Origin of the sequence: Streptomyces sp. NBC_00322 (assembly GCF_036147535.1) — a bacterium.
Taxonomy (GTDB): domain Bacteria; phylum Actinomycetota; class Actinomycetes; order Streptomycetales; family Streptomycetaceae; genus Streptomyces.
Genome location: NZ_CP108019.1, coordinates 6,239,770 through 6,258,982, shown reverse-complemented (window position 1 = coordinate 6,258,982; position 19,213 = coordinate 6,239,770). Strand labels below are relative to the sequence as shown.

The window sequence follows — 19,213 nt, the reverse complement described above, 5'->3', positions numbered from 1 at the left end:
AGAGCTCTGGGGTCCCTTCTGAGGGGCGGCCGGCCCGGACGGCTGGGGCACGGTGAGCACCGTCCGGGCCGACCCGATCGCTTGCGTCAGCTACGAAGCGTCAATCAGCTGCTGATGAACTTGGCCGCCAACTGCGGGGCCGAGACCACGGATACGCCGTCGAAGCGGGTGAGCACCCGTCCGTCGGGGGCGCAGGCGGTGATGGTGAGCGAGGCGCCGATGCTGCTGCCCGACGGTGCGGGCTCCACCACGATCAGGAACGGCTCACCGTCCGGCAGCGGGTGGTGCAGATCGGCCCGGCCCACGGAGAGGGGCAGCCCCGCGGTGCCGCGGAACAGCCTCACCCACACAAGGCCCGCCTGGAGCAGCAGGTCAGCCGTGCCCGGCGCGAAGCGGGAGCCGCCGAAGGCGCCCCCGGCAGGCCGGAGTTCGGGCAGTTCGCACTCGAGGACCAGCCGGGACTCCTCCTCGGCCAGCACCCGGCGCACACCGCGCAGGGCAGGTCCGTGGAAGAGCGTTCCGTCGCTGTAGAAGCCGGCGGCGTCCCGGCCCGAGCCGAGCGCCGGCAGTCCGCCGACGGTGGCATCGGCGAGCGTGGTCCCCGGGGCGACGACGGCCGCGTAGCGCGGTCGTGCGACTCCCTCGGCGTCGGTCGCGCGGATGGCCACCTTGACGGTGTCCCCGGCCGGGGTCATCGCCAGGCTGACCTGCTCGGGCTGCGTACCGTCGAAGACGATGCCCTTGTGGACCGAGAAGTCACTGACCTGGCGCACCTCGGTGGCACCGGCCCGCTCGACCGCGCCGATCGCCCAGCCGAGCGCGACGGCCGCCGGCAGCACCGGCGAGTCGCCGATGACGTGGTCGGTGAGGATCGGGTCGCCCGCCAGCTCGCCGAGGCTTCGCTCGACGGTGACGGTGGCCGTGGGAACGGTCCGCTCCGGTTCCGAGAGGGGCGTCGTCGGACCGAGTACGGTCACCACGTCCCCGGCGTGCTCGGGGGCGAACTGCTCGGTGAACATCTGCGCTCCGGTGTCCGCCGGGATCAGCGTGATGCCGCGCTCCTGGAAGACGGCCTTGACCTCCGGGGAGACCATCCCGCTGTCCCAGGCACCCCAGTTGAGCGAGGTGACGCGGGCGGCCGGGTGGCGCTGCTTCCAGGAGGACGCCCAGGCGTTGAGGACCTCGTTGGCCATGGCGTAGTCCGACTGGCCGCGGTTGCCGAAGAATCCGGCGACCGAGGAGAAGAGCACCACGTGGCGCAGTGCGTCGGCGGGCAGCGCGGCGGTCACGGCGCGCAGGCCGGCCAGCTTGGGAGCGAAGACCCGCTCGATCTCGGAGGCCTTCTTGTTGGCGATCAGCTGGTCGGCCAGGACACCCGCACCGTGCACCAGACCGCTGATGCGCTCCTTGTGCGGGGCGAGGGCGGTGGCGACGGCGGCCGGGTCGGTGATGTCGACCGCCAGGTACTCGACGTGGCTTCCAGCAGCCCGTACGTCCTCGATGGTCTTACGGATCTCACGGGCGCCCACGACGGCCCGGTAGAGCTGCTCGACCCGCTTGGGGGTGGGCTTCTCGCCCGCGGCCTTCAACCGGCCCGCTGCCGCGGCCTTGAGAGCGGCGGGCTCGACGCCCTGCGCCCACTGCGGCTCCTCGTCCAGCGGGGTGCGGCCGAGCAGCAGCAGCCCCGGCCTGTACTGCTTGGCCAGCTCGATCACGCAGTCGGCGGTGATGCCGCGTCCGCCGCCGGTGACCACCAGTACGTCGTCGGAGGTGAGCGGTGCGATGTCGGCGCCCGTGCCGGTCAGCGGCCGCTCGGCGAGGGTGAGGCCGACCCGGCGCGTACCGTCGTGGCCCACCTGCACCGTGTCGGTGACGGCGTCGTGGACCTCGTTCAGGACGAGGTCGGCGCCGGCCTCGGGGGTGAGGGCGGAGGCGAGGTCGAGAGCCCGGGTGAACAGCTGGGGCGCTTCCACCGCCAGGGTCTTGACCAGGCCGGCCACACCGCCGGCGGGGGCGAGCTCCTCGTCGACTCCGCCGAGGCCGAAGGCCCCGTCGAGGCGCGTGACGGTGACGAAGGCGGCCCGGCCGGCGGCGGCCGCGGTGCTCAGCGGCTCGACCGCGTGCTTGGCGACGAGCAGCGTGTGGGCGAGGCGGCGTACTGATTCGGTCCACTCGCCGCCGTGCGCGGCGGAGAGGTCGATGACCAGGCTGATCCGGTCGGCGAGGATCTCTTCCATCCGGTCGGCGAGTTCGGTCACTCCCCATCCGGACAGGGAGTGGTCCTTGACGCCGCTGACGCGCTGGGCCACACCCGGCAGCCGCAGTACGTGCACGTGGCGGCCCGACTCGATGAGACGGTTCACGACGACCGGCGCGAGGTCCGCACCGTCGTCCACGACCAGCGCGCCCGAGCCCTCCGGGTAGGCGCCGACCAGCAGGTCGGGGGTGGCAAGGGTGACGAGCGCGGCCTGGGCCCGGCCGATACCGGCGCGGGAGTTGTCGGCGGCGGGCTCGGGGGCGGTCGCGTCGGCGGCCGGGGTCGCGGAGGTCTGGGCGGCGACTGACGCGTCAGCGCCGCCCGCCATGAAATCCACGATGTGGCGGAGCGTACGCAGTTCACCGAGCTGCTCGGGACCGGCGGCGACCAGCTCGCCGAACCGCTCCTGCATCACGCCCATGATCTCGACCCGCTTGATCGAGTCGATACCGAGGTCCGCCTCGATGTCCATGTCCAGCTCAAGCATGTCCGCCGGGTAACCGGTCTTCTGACCGACGACCTCAAGGAGCGCGGCCTCCAGACCGGCGGCGTCCGGGCCGGCCGGCGCCTCGGCCGGAGCGGGGGCGGCTGGCTGCGGGGCAGCGGGGGCGGCAGCGGAACCCGCGGCCTCAGCCATGAAGTCGACTATGTGGCGCAGGGTGCGGAGTTCACCCAGCTGCTCGGGTCCGGCGGAGACCGTCTCGCCCAGGCGCTCCTGCATCACGCCCATGATCTCGACCCGCTTGATCGAGTCGATACCGAGATCGGCCTCGATGTCCATGTCCAGCTCAAGCATGTCCGCCGGGTAACCGGTCTTCTCACCGACCACCTCAAGCAGCACAGCCTCGACATCCACCGCGGGCTTCGCGGCAACTGCCGCCGCCGGAGCGGGAGCAGCGGCGGGAGCAGAGCCCGCGGCCTCGGCCATGAAGTCGACTATGTGACGCAGCGTACGCAGTTCACCCAGCTGCTCCGGACCGGCAGCAACCGTCTCGCCCAGGCGCTCCTGCAACACGCCCATGATCTCGACCCGCTTGATCGAGTCGATACCGAGGTCCGCCTCGATGTCCATGTCCAGCTCAAGCATGTCCGCCGGGTAACCGGTCTTCTCACCGACCACCTCAAGCAGCACAGCCTCGACATCCACCGCGGGCTGTGCGACCACGACCGCCGCCGGAGCGGGAGCCGGGGTGGCCGGGACCGGAGCGGCGACGGCAGGCGCAGCGGCCGGCAGAGCCTGCGGCGCGGCGGCAGCCGGGGCTGCGGAGACCGGAGCCGCCGTCAGCGCGGCCGGGACCTGGGCGGGAGTCACGGCCTGCGGGGCCGTCGCGAGGGCGGCCGGTGCGATCTGCTGAGGGGCAGCCGCGCGAGTCGGGGCCGGGGCGTTGCCCAGCTCCAGGCCGGCCAGGTCCCGCAGGATCTCGTTGGCCCGCAGGTGGCTGCGGCCGATGTCCAGGCCGTGCTCCTTGACGGCGTTGACCCCGGCCAGCACCTGGCCGAGCTGCCCCTGGTCGGCGGCGCGCTCCAGCAGACCGGTGAGGCGTTCGGCGCTCTGCAGCTGGCCGTTGAGGTACTCGTCGTGCAGGGAAAGATGGTCGGCCACAAGATCGGCCAGGCGGTCACTGTCCACGTGGGCTGTCTCCATGACGGTGGGAGTGGGGGCGGGGGCGGGCGCCGCCTGAACCGGAGCGGGCGCGGGTGCCGGTGCGGTGGCCAGGGCGGTGGCGGTGGCGACGCCGGTCGCGGCGGAGGCGGTCGCCGGTGCCGCAATCGCAGCGGGCCGGGCCGCCGGGGCGGGGGCCGGAATCGCTGCGACCGCCGGTTCACCGGGGCTCCGCCCCGGACCCGGGTCCGGGGTCGCCGGACGGGCTGAATGTGCCGGGACCGCGATGCGGTAGCCGTTGTCGATCGCGTCGCGGTACGCCGCCTTGCGCTGGGGCGAGACGTAGTTGATGCCGTTCAGGAGGATCGACATCCCCTTGGTCGGCGCGTTCTCCACCGGCGCCGCCACGTAGCGGTCGGCGGTGGCCAGCGGCAGTCCGAGGACGGCGAGCTGGGCGACGGCCTGCTTGAGCGCGACGTCCGCGTCGCGTCCGGGGCCGGCGTCGAGGTTGACGACCGTGTGCTCGCGGTCGCCGAGGATCCTGCGTACCAGCTGGGTGAGCACGCTCTTGGGGCCGAACTCCACGAAGACCCGGAACCCGGCCGCGTACATCTCCTCGACGCGGGCGGCGAAGTCGACCGGGTTGATGAGCTGCTCGGCCAGGACCGTGCGGTTGGCGGCGATGTCGTCGCCGTAGAGCGCGCCCTTGGTGTTGGCGAAGACGGTGCCGTTCGGCCGACGGACCTCGAAGCGCTCCACGTCGCCGCGGAAGGCGTCGACCGCGTGGCCGACGAACGGGGTGTGGAAGGCGGCCGAGACCGGCAGGCGGCTGGCGCGCAGGCCCGCGGTCTTGGCGGCCGCGACCAGGCGCTCCACTTCCTCGGTGCCGCCGCCGATCACGATCTGGTCGGCCGCGTTGCGGTTGCAGACGACCAGACCCGCACGGTCGGCGAGCAGTTCGGCCACGCGCTCCTCGGGGGCGGAGACCGCGGCCATCGCACCGGCGTCGAAGCCGGTCTCCGGCGGCGGGGCCATCGCCTTGCCGCGGGCGCGGGCCAGCGCGAAGAAGGCATCGTCGTCGAGTGCGCCCGCGGCCCACAGGGCGGTCAGCTCACCGAAGCTGTGGCCGAGGAACCCCTCGGCGGCGAAGCCGAGTTCGGAAAGGTAGCGGAACTGTCCGGCCGACAGCGCGCCGATGGCGGGCTGGGCGTAGGCGGTCGCCTGGAGCGCGGTTTCCTGTGCCGTGCGTACGGCGTCGCCGAAGAGCGGCGGCGGGAAGGCGACACGGGACAGCGGCTCGGAGCCCTCGAAGTGCAGGTTGGCCCGGTCGAAGGCGGCGCGCAGCGGCGGCAGCGCCATGACGGCGCTCTGGCCGAGGTTGACGTACTGGCTGCCCTGACCGGCGAAGAGGGCCCCGACCTTGCCGGCCGGTGCGGCGCTCTTGCGGAAGTGGACACCCTTGGGGTGCGACCAGGCGTCCGCCTCGGGCCGGGAACGCAGTTCGCCGAGGGCCAGCTCGCGCAGCGTCTTCAGCTCGTCATCGGTGCGGGCGACCAGCGCGACGCGGGCGTGGCCCTCGGGGGCCGGGCCTCCGGTCGCGGGCGTACCGGCGGCGAGGGCCTCGATGAGGGCGGCGGTGTCCGGGGCGTGCCACAGGTGCACGGCCGCGACCGGGTAGCTGACGCGCAGGTCGTCGCCGTCGCCGTGCTCCTCGAGCACCATGTGGAAGTTGGTGCCGCCGAAGCCGAACGAGGAGATCGCGGCGCGGCGCTTGGGGCGCTCGGGGTCGCGGATCCAGGGCCGGGCCTCGGTGTTGACGTAGAACGGTCCGGAGTCGAAGTCGATGGCGGGGTTGGGCTCGTCCACGTTGATGGTGGGCGGCAGCACCTTGTGGTGCAGCGCGAGCGCCAGCTTGATCAGGCCGGCCGCGCCTGCGGCCGCCTTGGTGTGACCGATCTGCGACTTCACACTGCCGACGGCCGCGTACTGACGGCCTTCGTTGCCGTCGGAGACGACGGCGGAGAGGGCGCTCAGCTCGGTGGCGTCGCCGACGGCGGTGCCGGTGCCGTGCGCCTCGAAGAGCTCGATGCTCGCGGGCGAGCAGTCGGCGTCCTCGTACGCGCGGCGCAGCGCGACCATCTGCCCTTCCTTGCGGGGGGCGTAGATGGACTTGAACCGGCCGTCGCTGGAGGTGCCCATGCCGCGCAGCACCGCGTAGATCTGGTTGCCGTCGCGCTCGGCGTCGGCGAGGCGGCGCAGCGCGAGCATGCCGATGCCCTCGCCGATCAGCGTGCCGTCGGCGTCCTTGTCGAACGGCCGGATGCGCCCGGACTTGGACAGCGCGGGCGTCTTGCTGAAGCACAGGTACATGAAGATGGTGTTCTCGGCGTCGCAGCCGCCCACCAGCATCGTGTCGGAGCGGCCTTCGAGCAGTTCGCTGGCCGCGGTGCGGACGGCGCCGAGCGAGCTGGCGCAGGCGGCGTCGATCGTCATGTTGATGCCGCCGAGGTCGAGCCGGTTGGCGACCCGTCCGGCGACGACGTTGCCGAGCATGCCCGGGAAGGAGTTCTCCTCCCACGGCGCGTACGCGAGGCGGAACTTGGCGACGATCTCCTCGGCATCCCGGTCGGTCAGTCCGCAGCTGCGGACGACCTCCTTGAGCACTCCGCTCTGGAGTCGTGCGGTCAGCGGCTGGGTCAGCTGGTTGGCGCCGGTGATGCCGAGGACGACGCCGGTGCGCGAGGCGTCGTACCACGACTGACCGGCCTGGTCGGCTCCGGCGTCCTTGAGCAGATCGCGGGCGACGACCAGGCTCAGCAGCTGGAGTACGTCCGTGACCTCCAGCGTGTTCGGCGGAAGGCCGAACTCCAGGGGGTTGAACGGCACGTCGGGGATGAACCCGCCGCGCGTGGAGTACGTCTTGTCCGGCACCGTGGGGTCGGGGTCGTAGTGCTCGTCGACGTCCCAGTGGTCCGCGGGCACATCGTCGATGCAGTCGGCGGCCGAGACGACGTTCGCCCAGAATTCCTGCAGGTTGCTGGACTTGGGGTAGAGCGCGGAGAGGCCGACGATGGCGATGGGGTCCCGGGCGAGCCGACGGTCGAGGTCGGATTCCTGCGATGAGTTCACGGCAAGTCTCTCTGGATCTGGGCGAACAGGGACTTCGGTCTCGGCGCCCTCCGACACTCGGGCCGGCGGCCCGAGGCGGGCGGCGCGCGCCCTCGCGGGCGGCGGACCAGGTCGGCGACGGTTGCTGCAGCGGGCGGGTCCGCATCGTGGAGGGTCGCCTGGTGCGGTGTGCGCGGCAGGTCCGTCTCGACGCGTTCGGCACGGCCGGGTGTCTCGTCCCACGGGATGGCGGACGGGGCTGTGGTCGCCTCTCCCGTGGGACGAGGCTCTGGGGGCCGTACCGGCAAGCGGCTGTACGGACGTGGTCGCTGACGTACGGACGGGGCCGGCCGCGCTGTCGAGCGGCGCCGGCCAGTGCGACCGGACCGGCGCCTGAGGCGCTACGCCGCGGCGGAACGCGCCGCGCACTCCTCGGCGATGTGCGCCGCAAGGGCCTCGATGGTCGGGTGGTACCACAGCGCCGTCGTACCGAGCTCGAAGCCGAGCCAGCTCTCCATCTCACCGGCGATGATGAGCGCCTGGGTGCTGTCCAGGTCGAGCTCGTCGAAGTACTGGTCGGCCGGGACCTCCGTCGGCTCCACACCCAGGCGCTGTGCGATCTCGTCGATCAGCCACTTCTGGGCTTCTTCGGCCGTAACGTTCGCCATTTCCCATCCTCTCCCACGGCTTATTGCACGCCTTCGGGGACTTTCACATTCCCCGGAAGGGCGCCTCGCACATGGAGGCGCAAACATTCATCAGCAATGGCCGAAAACCCGGCCATTATTCGGGACTTGCCCGCGAGCCTGACCATAGGTCTGAGCCCCTGTCCGGGCAACCGAACTCCGCACCAGCAAAGGCCGATTTACCTCATAGCAATCATTCGTTCGGCCTGTGCTGGGCGGAATTCCCGTGCTGAGCTGCGGTGATTGAGTGGAAGAAGACGGGAGAAGACGTGCTGTCAGCCTCGCGCAAGGCTGTCAGCGGTCATGTCAGCCGGTGCCACCGGCCGTGCCCGCATTGCGTGTCCTGCTGGAAGTCACCGACTGCTTCGAGCGCAGCGCATAGGAGTGGTCGACCGCCCTTCGCGCGAGCTCGGCGACAAGTGCGTGGATCGACAGGTGCGGTGTCGCCGCGAGCCTGGCGACGGCCATGCGCAGCTCCAGCGGATACTGTCCGCAGACGGCTGCCAGTTCGGCCGTGGCGTCGGGCTCCGCCTGCGTGCGCTCCGGACCGAGATGGGTCTCGATCAGGGCGTACGACTCCGCCGCGGACAGGACGTCCAGGGCGATGGACTGGGCGCCCTCGCGGGTCACCAGATCCATCAGCGGCGACCTGCTGGTGACGACCACCAGGTTTCCCGGAGTGCCCGGCAGCAGTGCGCGGACCTGCGCCGCGTCCGCCGCGTCGTCGAGCAGCACCAGGAAGTGGCGGCCGGCGAGGAGGCTGCGGAACAGGGCGGACGCCTCTTCCCGGGTGTCCGGGATCCAGGTGTACGGCACTCCGAGGGACCGCAGGAAGCGGGTGAGCACCGTGCGGGGGTCGACCGGCCGTCCCGTGGATTCGGCGCTGCCCTGCAGATCGGCGTAGAGCTGCCCGTCGGGGAACTCCTCGTGACGGTGATGAGCCCATCGCACGGCCAATGCCGTCTTTCCGATCTCGGGCGGTCCGTGGATGGCGGCGATACCCACGGAGGGGTGCGCCTTGCGCTGGTGCGCCAAGAGACCGTCCAGAATCCCCAGTTGCTCCTGCCGGCCGATGAAAGGCGTGATGACCGGCGGAAGCTGCGCCGGTGGAGCAAGGCTTCTGGGGCGGGCCGCCTCCGCCATGAAGGGCGACGGGGTCGACGCGGGCCAGGTGTCGCGGGCCGTGCCGTACGCATGGGTCGTCGCCGAGCCGGGCGGCCCAGCGGCCGCCTGATCGGTGCGCCCGTCGGGGCCTTCGTGCATCAGGATGGCGTTGCGCGCCTGCCAGATCTCTTCGCTCGGCTCGACGCCCAGTTCCTTCTTCAGCCGCATCCGCAGATCGGCGAAGAGGCGCAGCGCGGCCGCCCGCCGCCCGGAGCCGGCGAGCGCGAGCATGATCCGTGCCTGGAGTGCCTCGTGCAGAGGCTCCTCGTACGACGCGACCCTGAGATGTTCGACCGCAAAGGCGGAGCGGTTCAGTCTGATTGCCAGATCCGCGAATTCGATGGCCACATCGATGTGCCGCTGAGCCACCCTGACGACGGCGGGATGCTGCCACAGCTGCGACAGATCCTGTAGGAGCCGCCCCTGCCATCCGCGCAGGGCCTGGCCGAACAATTCGAGCGCGGCCATCGGATCGGCCGCCGCCGTCTGCTTGGCCTGTGCGCTGCGCTCCTCGAACTGACGGAGGTCCAGCTCAACGCCTCTACTGTTGAAGACGTATCCGCCGCGCACCGTGCTGATACGGCGGGCTCCTCTTCCGTGCCTGCCCTGCCCCGGCTCGATGAGGCGGCGCAATCGTGCCACATAGGTGTGCACCAATTTCTGGTAGGCGGGCGGCGCTTCTCCGCTCCAGAGCACATCCGCTATTTCTTCGTGGCTCACGGTCTGGTCCGGCTGTACGGCGAGCAGCCCGAGCAGCGCCCGCTGCTTCAGCGGCATGGCCACGGGCAGCCCCGTGCACAGGACCGTCAGCGGCCCCAACAGGCGTATCTCATAGCGGAATCCGGGCTGGTCGGGCTGCGGATCCGTGTCGGGCTCACTCCCCGCTCCCACGGCCTCGTAGTCGTACCCGACCACCTCGGCCATCCGTGCCAAGGTCTCGTGGCGCGGATTCTTCACCTGGCCACGTTCAATATGACGGACGGTTCTGACGCTGATTTCGGCCCTTCGCGCCACTTCGTCCTGCGTTAATCCTGCCTTGATGCGTGCGGCCCGCAGACCGTCCCCCCTGGCAATCCTCAACCATCCCCCCACCCTTCAAGCGCATTTGGCGACGCCAGTTCGAATAGGACTGACATACGTCTCGCCACCGGTCACTCTATTGTGAAGATTCTGCGGAAGTGAAGACTCCGACTTTGTCATTGCCAACAGTCCTACGAAACACGGTCCCAGGGTGTTGACACCAAGTGACCATGGACTGTGGTCTTGTGGGAATCCAGTCGAACCCTCAACCACATTCCCTGGGTCCGCCGGCCGACGGCCGACGGACCCACGCACCACTCTCAGGCGGTCCGCAGCGGACTTTCCGCTGCCGGCGACTGCCCGTCGTACTCGGGAATATCGGCGTCCGGCTGTTCGGCGGACCGGCGCACCAGCACCAGGACGAGCACCCCGGCGAGCACGGCCGCGACACCGCTGATCAGGAACACCTGGTCGAGACCCGACGCCCAGGCGTCCTCGATCGCGGTGGTCGCCGCGGCCCGCGACTGCTCCGGGAGAGAGGCGACCACGCCGGCGGCCTGACCGCTGGTGACCTGCTCGGCCACCTCGTTCGCCCCGGCGAACGCCTTGCTGTCGTCGAGGCTGCGGCCGACCACACCCGACAGGATGGCGCCGACGACCGGAATGCCGACCGCGAAACCGAGCTGACGGAACGTGTTCGCCGCACCGCCCGCCATGCCCGCCCTGCTCGCCGGTGCCGCGGCCAGCGCGGCCGACGCGAGGGTCGGCGAGGCGATACCGACACCGATACCGGTGACGATCATGCCCGGGAGCAGGGCCGTCCAGCCCGAGTCGCCGGTGACGAGCATCTCCAGGAGGGTGCCCGCGCCGATCAGCAGAAGACCGATACCGATCGGCCACTGCGGAGCGACGCTCGCCAGGAACCGGCCCGCAAGTCCGGCGGCCAGGAAGGACATTCCGCTCAGCGGCGTAAGGATCAGACCCGCCTTGACCGGGCTGAGGTCGAGCACCGACTGCGCCCACACCGAGACGAACACCAGGTTGGCGAAGGCCGCGGCGCTGAACACCACGGCTCCGGCCATCAGCCCGCCGAAGGACGGAGTACGCAGCAGGGCCAGGTCCAGCATCGGATCCCGCTTGCTGCGCTCGACCAGAACGAAGGCCACCAGCGCGAGCGCCGCACCGCCGAACAGGGCAAGGGTGGTGTTCGCGCCCCAGCCGTCGTCGCCCGCGCGGATCAGCGCGAAGATCAGCAGCGTGGCCATCAGGGTGAAGCCGATCGTGCCGGGCAGGTCGACACGGCGGTCGGTGCGGGTGGCCGAACCCTCCAGGTGCTTGCGGCCGACGATCAGCGCGAGCGCCGCGACGGGCAGGTTGACCAGGAAGATCCACCGCCAGTTCAGATGCTCGGTGAGCAGTCCGCCCAGGATCGGTCCGGCCGCCGCGGCGGCGCCGTTGACCGCGCCCCACAGGCCGAACGCGATTCCGCGGTCGCGACCGCGGTAATTGCTGGCCAGCAGGGCGGTGTTGGTGGCGAACATCGCGGCGGCGCCGAGGCCCTGCACGCCGCGCGCCGCGATCAGCGAGCCGCTGTTGCCCGCGAGGCCGCAGGCCAGCGAGGCCAGGGCGAAGACGGCGAGGCCGACGAGATAGACCCGCCGGGCGCCCTTGAGGTCGGACAGCGAGCCGATCGCCATCAGCAGGGCCGCCAGGACCAGCACATAGACGTCGACCACCCACTGCAGATCGGAGAACGACGCGTCGAGCGAGTCGGTCATCTGCGGCAGGGCGACGCTGACGATGGTCACGTCGATCAACAGCATGAAGGTGCCAAGGCAAACCGCCAGCAGCGGCATCCATTTGCGCATGACGCGGAGCCTCTCAGATTGCGTGACGAAAAGGGACAAATACATACGGCCGGTCGGTCGGGTCGCCCGGCGGCCGGGTCGTGCACTGCTGCGTAACAACCGGTGCCGCAGGACGCGGCGCCGGTGACGGGCGGTCTGTGCGGGCACCTCTTAGACAGTGACTAATAGGTTAGGCTGACTCTATGCCCTGCGGGTCGCCGGGCGTCAAGTCGCTTCGGTCACACCCCCTCCAGCGTTAGGTTTTTAGTCATGTCTGGGTCAGCGCCCCGCCGCCGTTCACGGGCCTCGGCAGGCCTGCCGCCCATCACGGCGGACAAAATCATCGATGCCGCGGTCGAGTTGACCGCCGAGCACGGACTCGACGGCTGGTCGATCCGGCAGATCGCCACGAAGCTGGACGTATGGCCAGGTGTGGTCGCGCATCACGTCGGCGACCGCGAGGCGGTGGTCATGGCGGTCACCGACCGGGTGATCGCACGCATTCCGGTGCCCGACGCGGACGTGCCGTGGCGCGACTGGTTCAGCGCGCTGATGCTCGAAGGGCGCGCCGTCCTGCGGCAGTACCCGGGCGTGGCACGCCGCCTGGTCCTGGTCGGCCCGAACGTGCCGGCCGCTCTGCCGACGATCGACGTCGGCATCAAGGTGCTGCTGGGGGCGGGCTTCGGCAAGCACGCGACCGAGATCTACCGCTATCTGCTCAACAGCGCGTTCATGCTGGTGGCGGTGGAGGACGACCGCGACAACTACTTCCCGGCGGCACGCGCGGAAATGGGCCGCGCCATGGCCGCGTTCGCGAAGGACGAGACGCGGCCCGGCCTGGCGGCGGCGGGCGCGCAGGCGGTCGCGAGCGACGACCCGGCGGATCTGGCGGCGCAGGACCTGGCGTTCTTCAAACTGACGGTGGAACGATCCCTGGACGGCGCGGAGGCACTGCTGAAGGACTGACGCGACCGCGGAGGCGCCGCAGCGCCGGACCCGCTACGCGGCGGCGACCAGCTCGCGGGCCCGTTCGTTGAAGTCGGCGACGAGGCGGTGGGTACCGAACGGCCGCATCTGGCGTTGCACGTCCTGCACGGCCTCGATGCATCGCGAACTGCTGACCTGCCGGGACAGCGTCAGCGTCCGCAGGCCCGCAGCGTGAGCCGCTTCGAGGTCGCGCCGCTGGAGGTACGAGACAGCGAGAGCAGCCTGCGACATCGCGCCGCGGCGGGCCCTCCGCTGTTTACGGGCGTGGGCGATGGACTGCCGGGCATGCTGCTCGGCAGTCGCCGCCTCACCAAGGTCCCGGAAGGTGTTCGCGTGCTCGCCGTGAAGGTAGGCGGGGTCGATGAAGACCGCCCACTCCTGCTCGTCCTCCAGCCGCACCCGGCTGTACGCCGCCTCGGACTTCGCCACGGCCCGCGCCGCATCGGCCTTCTCCCCCAGCCTGGCGTGGGCCCGCGCCTCAAGCGCCCACAGGTCGGCCAGGCAGGCCGGTGACGTGATCTTGCCGAGCCCGGCACGGCCGGCCTGCGCCAGCCGCCTTCCCTCTGCCGGATTACCGAGCAGCGTCGCCTGGTCGGCCATGCCCGCGAGGACGTGAGCGCCGAGCGCTGCGTTCCTCGATTCCTCGGCAAGGCGGAGCGACTGGATCAAGTACCTCTGGGCGGTCCCATGCGCCCCGTTGTCATAACTCATCCACCCGAGCAGATACGTCTGCTCGGCAGCGGCTTCGCACAGCGCGCGCCGGCATTCAGCTGTGTGCGTGCGGCGCAGGAGGGGGTAGACGTGCTGGTTCATGTACGCCGCCAGGACGAGCCGACCGGAGCCTCCTCCCTGGAGAACATCCATCTTCTGGAACTCGCCGAACATGTTCCTGACGGCAGTCACATCTTCGAGACGCACACGCGGCCCCGGTTCGGGCTGCTGGTCAATTGTGTTGAGCAGCCAGTCGCGCGACGGGCCGACGGCTGCAACGGCGGCGAAAGGTGCCGCGGCCAAGAACGTACGACGGTCCACGTCGGCCCTCCCCAAGTCGGCAACGGCTTCCACGGTAACGGCGAACGAGGAGTTGTAGGCCAGCGATCGGTCCGCCGTTCCGGACTCCGAGAAGCCGAGTCGTGACCCGAAATCCGACCTTGTCCGAGAGGACGTCGGCGATGATCTCGGGCACTGGCGTCCGCGGCTGGAGCCCGTTCAACCAGCGCCGCACCGCCGTCGCGTCAGGCTGGATGTTGGGCTGGCCCCACAGCTGAGCTGCGGATTTGATCTGGCGGGCCAACTGCTTATTGCTCATGCCGGACCGTTCGAGCCAGCGCGCAAAGTCCGTGTTCGGCGACGTCATGTTGAATCCCTACCCCTTTACCACGCTCGGTAGTTCATGTGCCACCCTTTGCCACCACCTCCGACGGTCCCCGTAGACCCGCCGCAGCGGTTGCCTGGTTATGCGAACCAACCGTGCAGGTAAGGGAGTTGCACCTATGCCGAGATCGGTGGGGCAACGGTTCCCAGGAGCCGACGCTTCGGTGCCCGAGGCGCGTTCCTTCTTACGCCACGTGCTGAGCGAGTGGGAGGTCACCGATCGCGCCGACGACATGCTGACCGGCGTCTCCGAACTCGCCACGAATGCGGTCCGGCACGGCTTGCCGCCGGGAGGCCGCTTCGCTGTGGAGGTCTCCCTGGACGACGGCTGTCTGCGTATCGAGGTACACGACGCCACGTGGCGCCATCCCCGGATGAGCCGGCCGACCGCAGAGGCCACTGCCGGGCGGGGCCTGCTACTTGTGAACGCACTTGCGGACGTATGGGGGGTGAAGCCGCACGCAGTGAGCGGCAAGACCGTATGGACGGAATTCAAGGTCAAGACCCGGCAGGAATTACCGAGTGGTGCGACCCGATGCTGACTTGAGCCACCACCGCCCCCTCCAGGGCTGACCTCCTGGCCTCGTCACGGAAACGCTCGACGAGGTGGAGCAGCACAGCCGCGAGATCTGCGGCTACTCCGACATCGACTACGAGCGCAACGAGGCCAGTTGGCTCGGCACCCAGCCAGAGCAGAAGCTCGACCCGGAGACCACGCTCCGCCAACTCGACCAGTTCGAGGCCGAAGCCCGCTCCCGCGGCATCACCCACACCACGTTCCGCCGCCTCACCGAAACCCTCGACCTCAACGGCAAACAGCGCCAGGACCTCCGAATCTTGGGATACCTTCCCATCGTTGCTCCGCGCTTCTTTGAGTTCGTCGCCAGCCAGGGAGTCCGTATGGCCATTGATGTCCCCACCGCGGGGCAGTGACGTGCCGCCCTACGTATACCGGGTCACCAAATACAACCCGGCGGATCGCGACGAGCACAGCCACTACATAGGCCCCGAGGACACCCTCAGCGACCACGGCCCCGTCGAGGCTGCCTACTTGGCGACCGTTGCCGCCTTCGCCGAAGACAGCAGGGTGCAGCACCTGGCGATCCGTGAGCCAGAGATCTCCGGCCCGATCCACTTCGGACAGAATGAGGCAGTCGACCAATACGGCTTGGCCGCCCTCTTCCCGCCCGACTTGACCGGATATCACGACGGGGCGGAGGTCCCCCTGGCTGTGGCGTTGGAACTGCTGCGGGCCATGCTGCGCGACAACGGCGCCTGGTGCCGCCTCGAAGTGCAGGACAAGTTCTTCGTACACGTCGGATTCGACCAGTACGTCTATGTCGGCAGCAGCAAGCCTTGCGAACGTGCGGTGGCCCATGCCTGTGGGCTCGGCCTGTTCGCGGAGCGACTCGACGTCTCTCCCTATGACCCGTCGTTCAACGAAGAGCCTGGCGAGCAGCGCCCCGCCGACGACGCGTTCTGGGACCGACTGTCCTGGTACGTCTCCACAGGCGAAGCAGCCATCTTGGAGGAGGGCTACGTTCAAAACGCCTCCCGATGGCATCGCCTCACCCAAGCAAATCTCGACGCGGTCCGCGGCCGGCTCGCGCCTCGTGCACAGTTGACCGTGTGGCCGGACCTGTCCACCGACATCGACGCCGTACGAGACGCCCTCCCGGAGGAAGGCACCATCGAGCTGGTCTGGGAGGACCAGGCCGGGCAGATCACAAGCACCTTCGCCGACGAGGAGTCGTTCGAGGAACTGAACGCCCCCCTCACCGACGCCCGCGCAGCGGCAGTGCTGCCTCTGACCCTCGATGAGCGACACCCACTGTTCACTGCCGTCCTACCCGATAGCGACGGCGTCCTGAGAGCGCGGTGGAGAACTCAACAGACACCGAGCGACGTCCGGTGGTCCCAGATCAAGGCCTTGCAGCGCGGTCAGGTCTGCTCGGGCGTCGTAACTTCGATCGCCGACTTCGGCGCGCTTGTCGACATCAGCGGTCTCGAAGGAGTGGTGACCGTCCCAGAGCGCTCCGGGAATCAGCCGGTCAAGCACCAGAGCGAGATCATCGAAGTCGGTCAGAAGGTCACCGTCGAAATCGTCGACGCCGACATGGTGCGTGAACGGGTCGCGCTGTCGCTGAAGGCGACGCAAGACGCTCCTCGCCAGCAACCTTCAACAGCACCCGATCAGCCTCTCGCATGACCGGCCTGTCCAGGAGGCACCTCCAGGACGGACCCACGCGCCGACCATGGAGACTCTCAGCCGCTCATCGAAGGCCGAGGCACCTCGGTCGAGATAAGCGGCGTCAAGCATCAACCGAGCGGACACATCCCGGCCGACGCCTGAGTAACAACTTTCTCTACGGGTTCAAGGCGCCGCGCAAGCGCGGCGCGCGCCGCAGCCCCCGGCCGCGGGCCTGCAACTGTCTTCGCCCGGCTGCCCCCGGCCGGGCGGCGGCGCACCGAGCGCGGACACCAAGCCGTCAGAGAGAGGCCGGCGGGGGCTGGGGGCGGTCGGCTCCACGGCTTTACGCAGCCACCATGGGACGAGCCTCCAAGATCATGGCCCCGATCGGGCAATTGCGGCAGGCTAGGAGCCAGCCCGATTCGCGGCCAGCGTAAGGGGCCATGATCTCTCGCCCCATGGCAGCTCCCGCCCAAAGCCGCTCCGCCGACCTTGATCGACTGGCTTACGGCGTTGTCGGCTATTGAAGATCGGGGCCAGAACCGTGCGGCTGAGGCCCGAAATGCTGGCTGGGGATGGTGGTTCGGCCGCTGGCGAACGCCGATCCTCCGGCAGGACCCGTCCGCATATCCTCCGGACATGGTTGATCAACGCTCGGTCGACGTTGGCGGGGTCAGGCTGGCCTATCAGATGTCGGGTCCGCCGGATGCTCCGCCGCTCGTCCTGTTGCACGCGCTGGGCGAGGATGCCACCGACTGGGAGGCGGTTGTGCCCGCCCTCGCCCGGCGTCGACGGGTGTATGCCCTCGATCTTCGCGGTCACGGCCGAAGCGACTGGCCGGGGGACTACTCGCTCGAACTCATGCAGGCCGATGTGCTCCGGTTCCTGGACGCACTGGGACTTGGCCCAGTGGATCTGATCGGGCACTCCATGGGCGGGATCGTGGCCTACCTGCTCGCGGAGGACCATCCGCAGCGGGTGAGCCGGCTCATCCTGGAGGACGTTCCAATCCCGCGTCCCCGGGATCAGACCACCCCGACCAGGCCGGACGGCGCCCTGACCTTCGACTGGGAGATGGTGCTGGCCGTCAGGCGGCAGATCGATGTGCCTGACCCCAGGTGGCTGGAGCGACTCAGCCAGATCACCGCCAAGACCCTCGTGCTCGCTGGCGGCCCACACAGCCATATTCCCCAGGACGGCGTCGCCGAGCTGGCCCGCCGCATCCCCGGCGGGCGAGTGGTCACCATCCCGGTTGGACACCTGATCCACCACGCAGCGCCGAAGGCGTTCACCGAGGCGGTTTCGGCGTTCCTGTAGGAGCCCTTCCGTCCTGCCCGCCAACCATGAGCACGGTCACAGGCCGTGACATGTGGACGACCGCACGGGTTCTTCGAGTGTGACCAAGAAGTGGGCCCGTGCGGCCTTGTCCCATCCTGCCTTCACCGGCGTCTCGCGTGCACATCTCGGCGGTTTGATCGAGGAGTTGGCCGGGCCGTGGCAGGCCCGGCGGGAATCAACATTGCATCAGCGGCGGGGAGGGAAGCGTCACCGTGCCGCCGGGGCGGGCCGCAAGCACGAGCTGGTGTTCACCGACCGGGTGTTGGTCGCGCTGGTCCACCTGCGCACTCAGCTCCCGCACGCCGCGCTCGCCGAGCTGTACGGGGTCGGCCGCTCCACCGTCACCGAGGCCATCGGTGAGATCCGCCCGCTGCTCGCCGACCGCGGCTTCGCCGTCCCCGACCAGCCCGGACTGCGCCTGCGAACGTTGGCCGACGTGTTCGCCTACGCCGATGCGGAGGGCGTGACCTTGCGGATCGACGGGACCGAGACCCAGGTCCGCCGCCCGAAGGCCCACCGCCCGGGCCGCTGCGCGTTCGTCTCCGGCAAGAAGAAGCAGAACACCATGAAGACCACCACGATCAGCGATGGCCAGGGCCGCACCCTGTGGTCCGGGGCCGACCGGCCCGGAAGAATGCACGATCAGACTGCGATGCGCACCGAGGGCATCGCCGAGCAGTTCCGCCTCCACCCAGACGTGAGAGCCGAGGTGGATGAGGGCTACCGGGGTCTGGCGAACGAGTTCCCCGAACAGGTCAGTGCGCCGCCGAAGAAGCCAAAGGAAGACGCCCCGCTCGGTGACCGGTACGCCTGGCGTGAGCAACGGCACCGCCAGTCCTCGGCGCGGATCTGCGTCGAACACGCCAACGCTGAGCACAAGCAGTGGCGCCCGCTGCAGCGCTTCCTCGGCCGCCGCGAGCACTACCCGGCCACGCACCGGGCCGTCGCCGGCCTGGTCTCCGACCGAGCCTCCCAGCGGCCCACCCGCCGCAAACCGAGCACCGAACTCGTGCCCGTCAGCCCGATGACCTGCTAAATCGCCCACCGAACTCTCAGGTCATCACGCCTCAACATCAATAGCCGACAACGTCGTTAGGGTTCCTGCATGGCGACCACACTCTGTCTGCGGGAGATCACCCCGGCCAACTTCGACGTCGCGATCGGTCTGCGGGTTCGTCCGGATCAGGAGCACTTGGTCGCGCCGGTCTTGAAGTCTCTTGCCGAGGCATATGTCTATCCCGGCATAGCTTGGCCCCGCCTCATCCTTGACGGTGACCGGCCCGTCGGTTTCCTCATGGCCTTCTTCGACATCGACTGGAGGGGCGACGGCACAGGCACCGACATTCGTTCCGGCCTCTGGCGGCTCAACATCGCAGATGGCGAGCAGGGTCGAGGTTACGGTCGCTTCGCGGTCGAGTCCGTTGCTGGTGAAATCCGCGGTCGCGGCGGCACCCGCCTGACCACCACTTGGCATCCGGGTACGGGCGGCCCCGAGGGTTTCTACCTCGGGCTCGGCTTCCGTCTGACGGGTGAGACCAGCGGAAGCCAAACAGTCGGCGAGCTGGACTTGCGCTAAGACTCGAGCAATCGGACAGGCCCAAGAGCTACGGATCAGACGTGCCCTTCCCGTGCCCGTTC

Annotated in this window: 11 protein-coding genes and 1 pseudogene; 7 read left to right on the top strand and 5 right to left on the bottom strand. The window is 69.6% G+C overall.

What is annotated here, in order from left to right; all coding sequences use genetic code 11:
* Positions 1 to 104 precede the first annotated feature (104 nt).
* From OG905_RS28560 to OG905_RS28545, 4 genes are all read right to left on the bottom strand, one after another.
* Positions 105 to 6,989, bottom strand: coding sequence for an SDR family NAD(P)-dependent oxidoreductase (locus OG905_RS28560; protein WP_328678372.1), 6,885 nt, complete (start codon positions 6,987 to 6,989; stop codon positions 105 to 107).
* Positions 6,990 to 7,369: 380 nt separating this feature from the next.
* Positions 7,370 to 7,636, bottom strand: a complete 267-nt coding sequence (locus OG905_RS28555; RefSeq protein WP_266476925.1) for an acyl carrier protein — start codon at positions 7,634 to 7,636, stop codon at positions 7,370 to 7,372.
* Positions 7,637 to 7,960: 324 nt separating this feature from the next.
* The gene (locus OG905_RS28550; protein WP_328678366.1) at positions 7,961 to 9,910 is read right to left on the bottom strand and encodes a BTAD domain-containing putative transcriptional regulator; all 1,950 of its coding nucleotides are present in this window, start codon (positions 9,908 to 9,910) and stop codon (positions 7,961 to 7,963) included.
* Positions 9,911 to 10,158: 248 nt separating this feature from the next.
* On the bottom strand, positions 10,159 to 11,706 hold the full coding sequence (locus tag OG905_RS28545) for an MFS transporter (protein WP_328678364.1): 1,548 nt from the start codon (positions 11,704 to 11,706) through the stop codon (positions 10,159 to 10,161).
* 249 nt (positions 11,707 to 11,955) lie between these two features.
* On the opposite strand from OG905_RS28545, the gene OG905_RS28540 reads away from it, so the two are divergent.
* On the top strand, positions 11,956 to 12,651 hold the full coding sequence (locus OG905_RS28540; protein WP_328678362.1) for a TetR/AcrR family transcriptional regulator: 696 nt from the start codon (positions 11,956 to 11,958) through the stop codon (positions 12,649 to 12,651).
* Between the two features lie 33 nt (positions 12,652 to 12,684).
* On the opposite strand, the gene OG905_RS28535 is transcribed toward OG905_RS28540, so the two are convergent.
* Complete coding sequence (locus OG905_RS28535) at positions 12,685 to 13,704, bottom strand: transcriptional regulator (RefSeq protein WP_443044001.1); 1,020 nt, start codon at positions 13,702 to 13,704, stop codon at positions 12,685 to 12,687.
* 425 nt (positions 13,705 to 14,129) lie between these two features.
* On the opposite strand from OG905_RS28535, the gene OG905_RS28530 reads away from it, so the two are divergent.
* From OG905_RS28530 to OG905_RS28505, 6 genes and pseudogenes are all read left to right on the top strand, one after another.
* A complete protein-coding gene (locus OG905_RS28530; protein ID WP_328678359.1) occupies positions 14,130 to 14,588 on the top strand; it encodes an ATP-binding protein in 459 nt (152 codons plus the stop codon).
* A 40-nt stretch (positions 14,589 to 14,628) separates the two neighbouring features.
* Positions 14,629 to 14,979, top strand: a pseudogene (locus tag OG905_RS28525) (hypothetical protein); the annotation flags it as partial.
* Positions 14,980 to 15,097: 118 nt separating this feature from the next.
* Positions 15,098 to 16,255 carry a S1 RNA-binding domain-containing protein gene (locus tag OG905_RS28520; protein ID WP_328678358.1) on the top strand — a complete coding sequence of 386 codons (1,158 nt, stop codon included), beginning with the start codon at positions 15,098 to 15,100 and terminating at the stop codon, positions 16,253 to 16,255.
* A gap of 621 nt (positions 16,256 to 16,876) precedes the next feature.
* Positions 16,877 to 17,554, top strand: coding sequence for an alpha/beta fold hydrolase (locus OG905_RS28515; protein WP_328678357.1), 678 nt, complete (start codon positions 16,877 to 16,879; stop codon positions 17,552 to 17,554).
* A 79-nt stretch (positions 17,555 to 17,633) separates the two neighbouring features.
* Positions 17,634 to 18,611: a transposase family protein gene (locus OG905_RS28510; RefSeq protein ID WP_328678356.1), complete on the top strand. Its 978-nt coding sequence runs from the start codon at positions 17,634 to 17,636 to the stop codon at positions 18,609 to 18,611.
* Between the two features lie 69 nt (positions 18,612 to 18,680).
* Positions 18,681 to 19,151 (top strand): GNAT family N-acetyltransferase, encoded by a 471-nt coding sequence (locus OG905_RS28505; RefSeq protein WP_328678354.1) that lies wholly within the window; start codon positions 18,681 to 18,683, stop codon positions 19,149 to 19,151.
* The last annotated feature ends 62 nt before the right edge of the window (positions 19,152 to 19,213 follow it).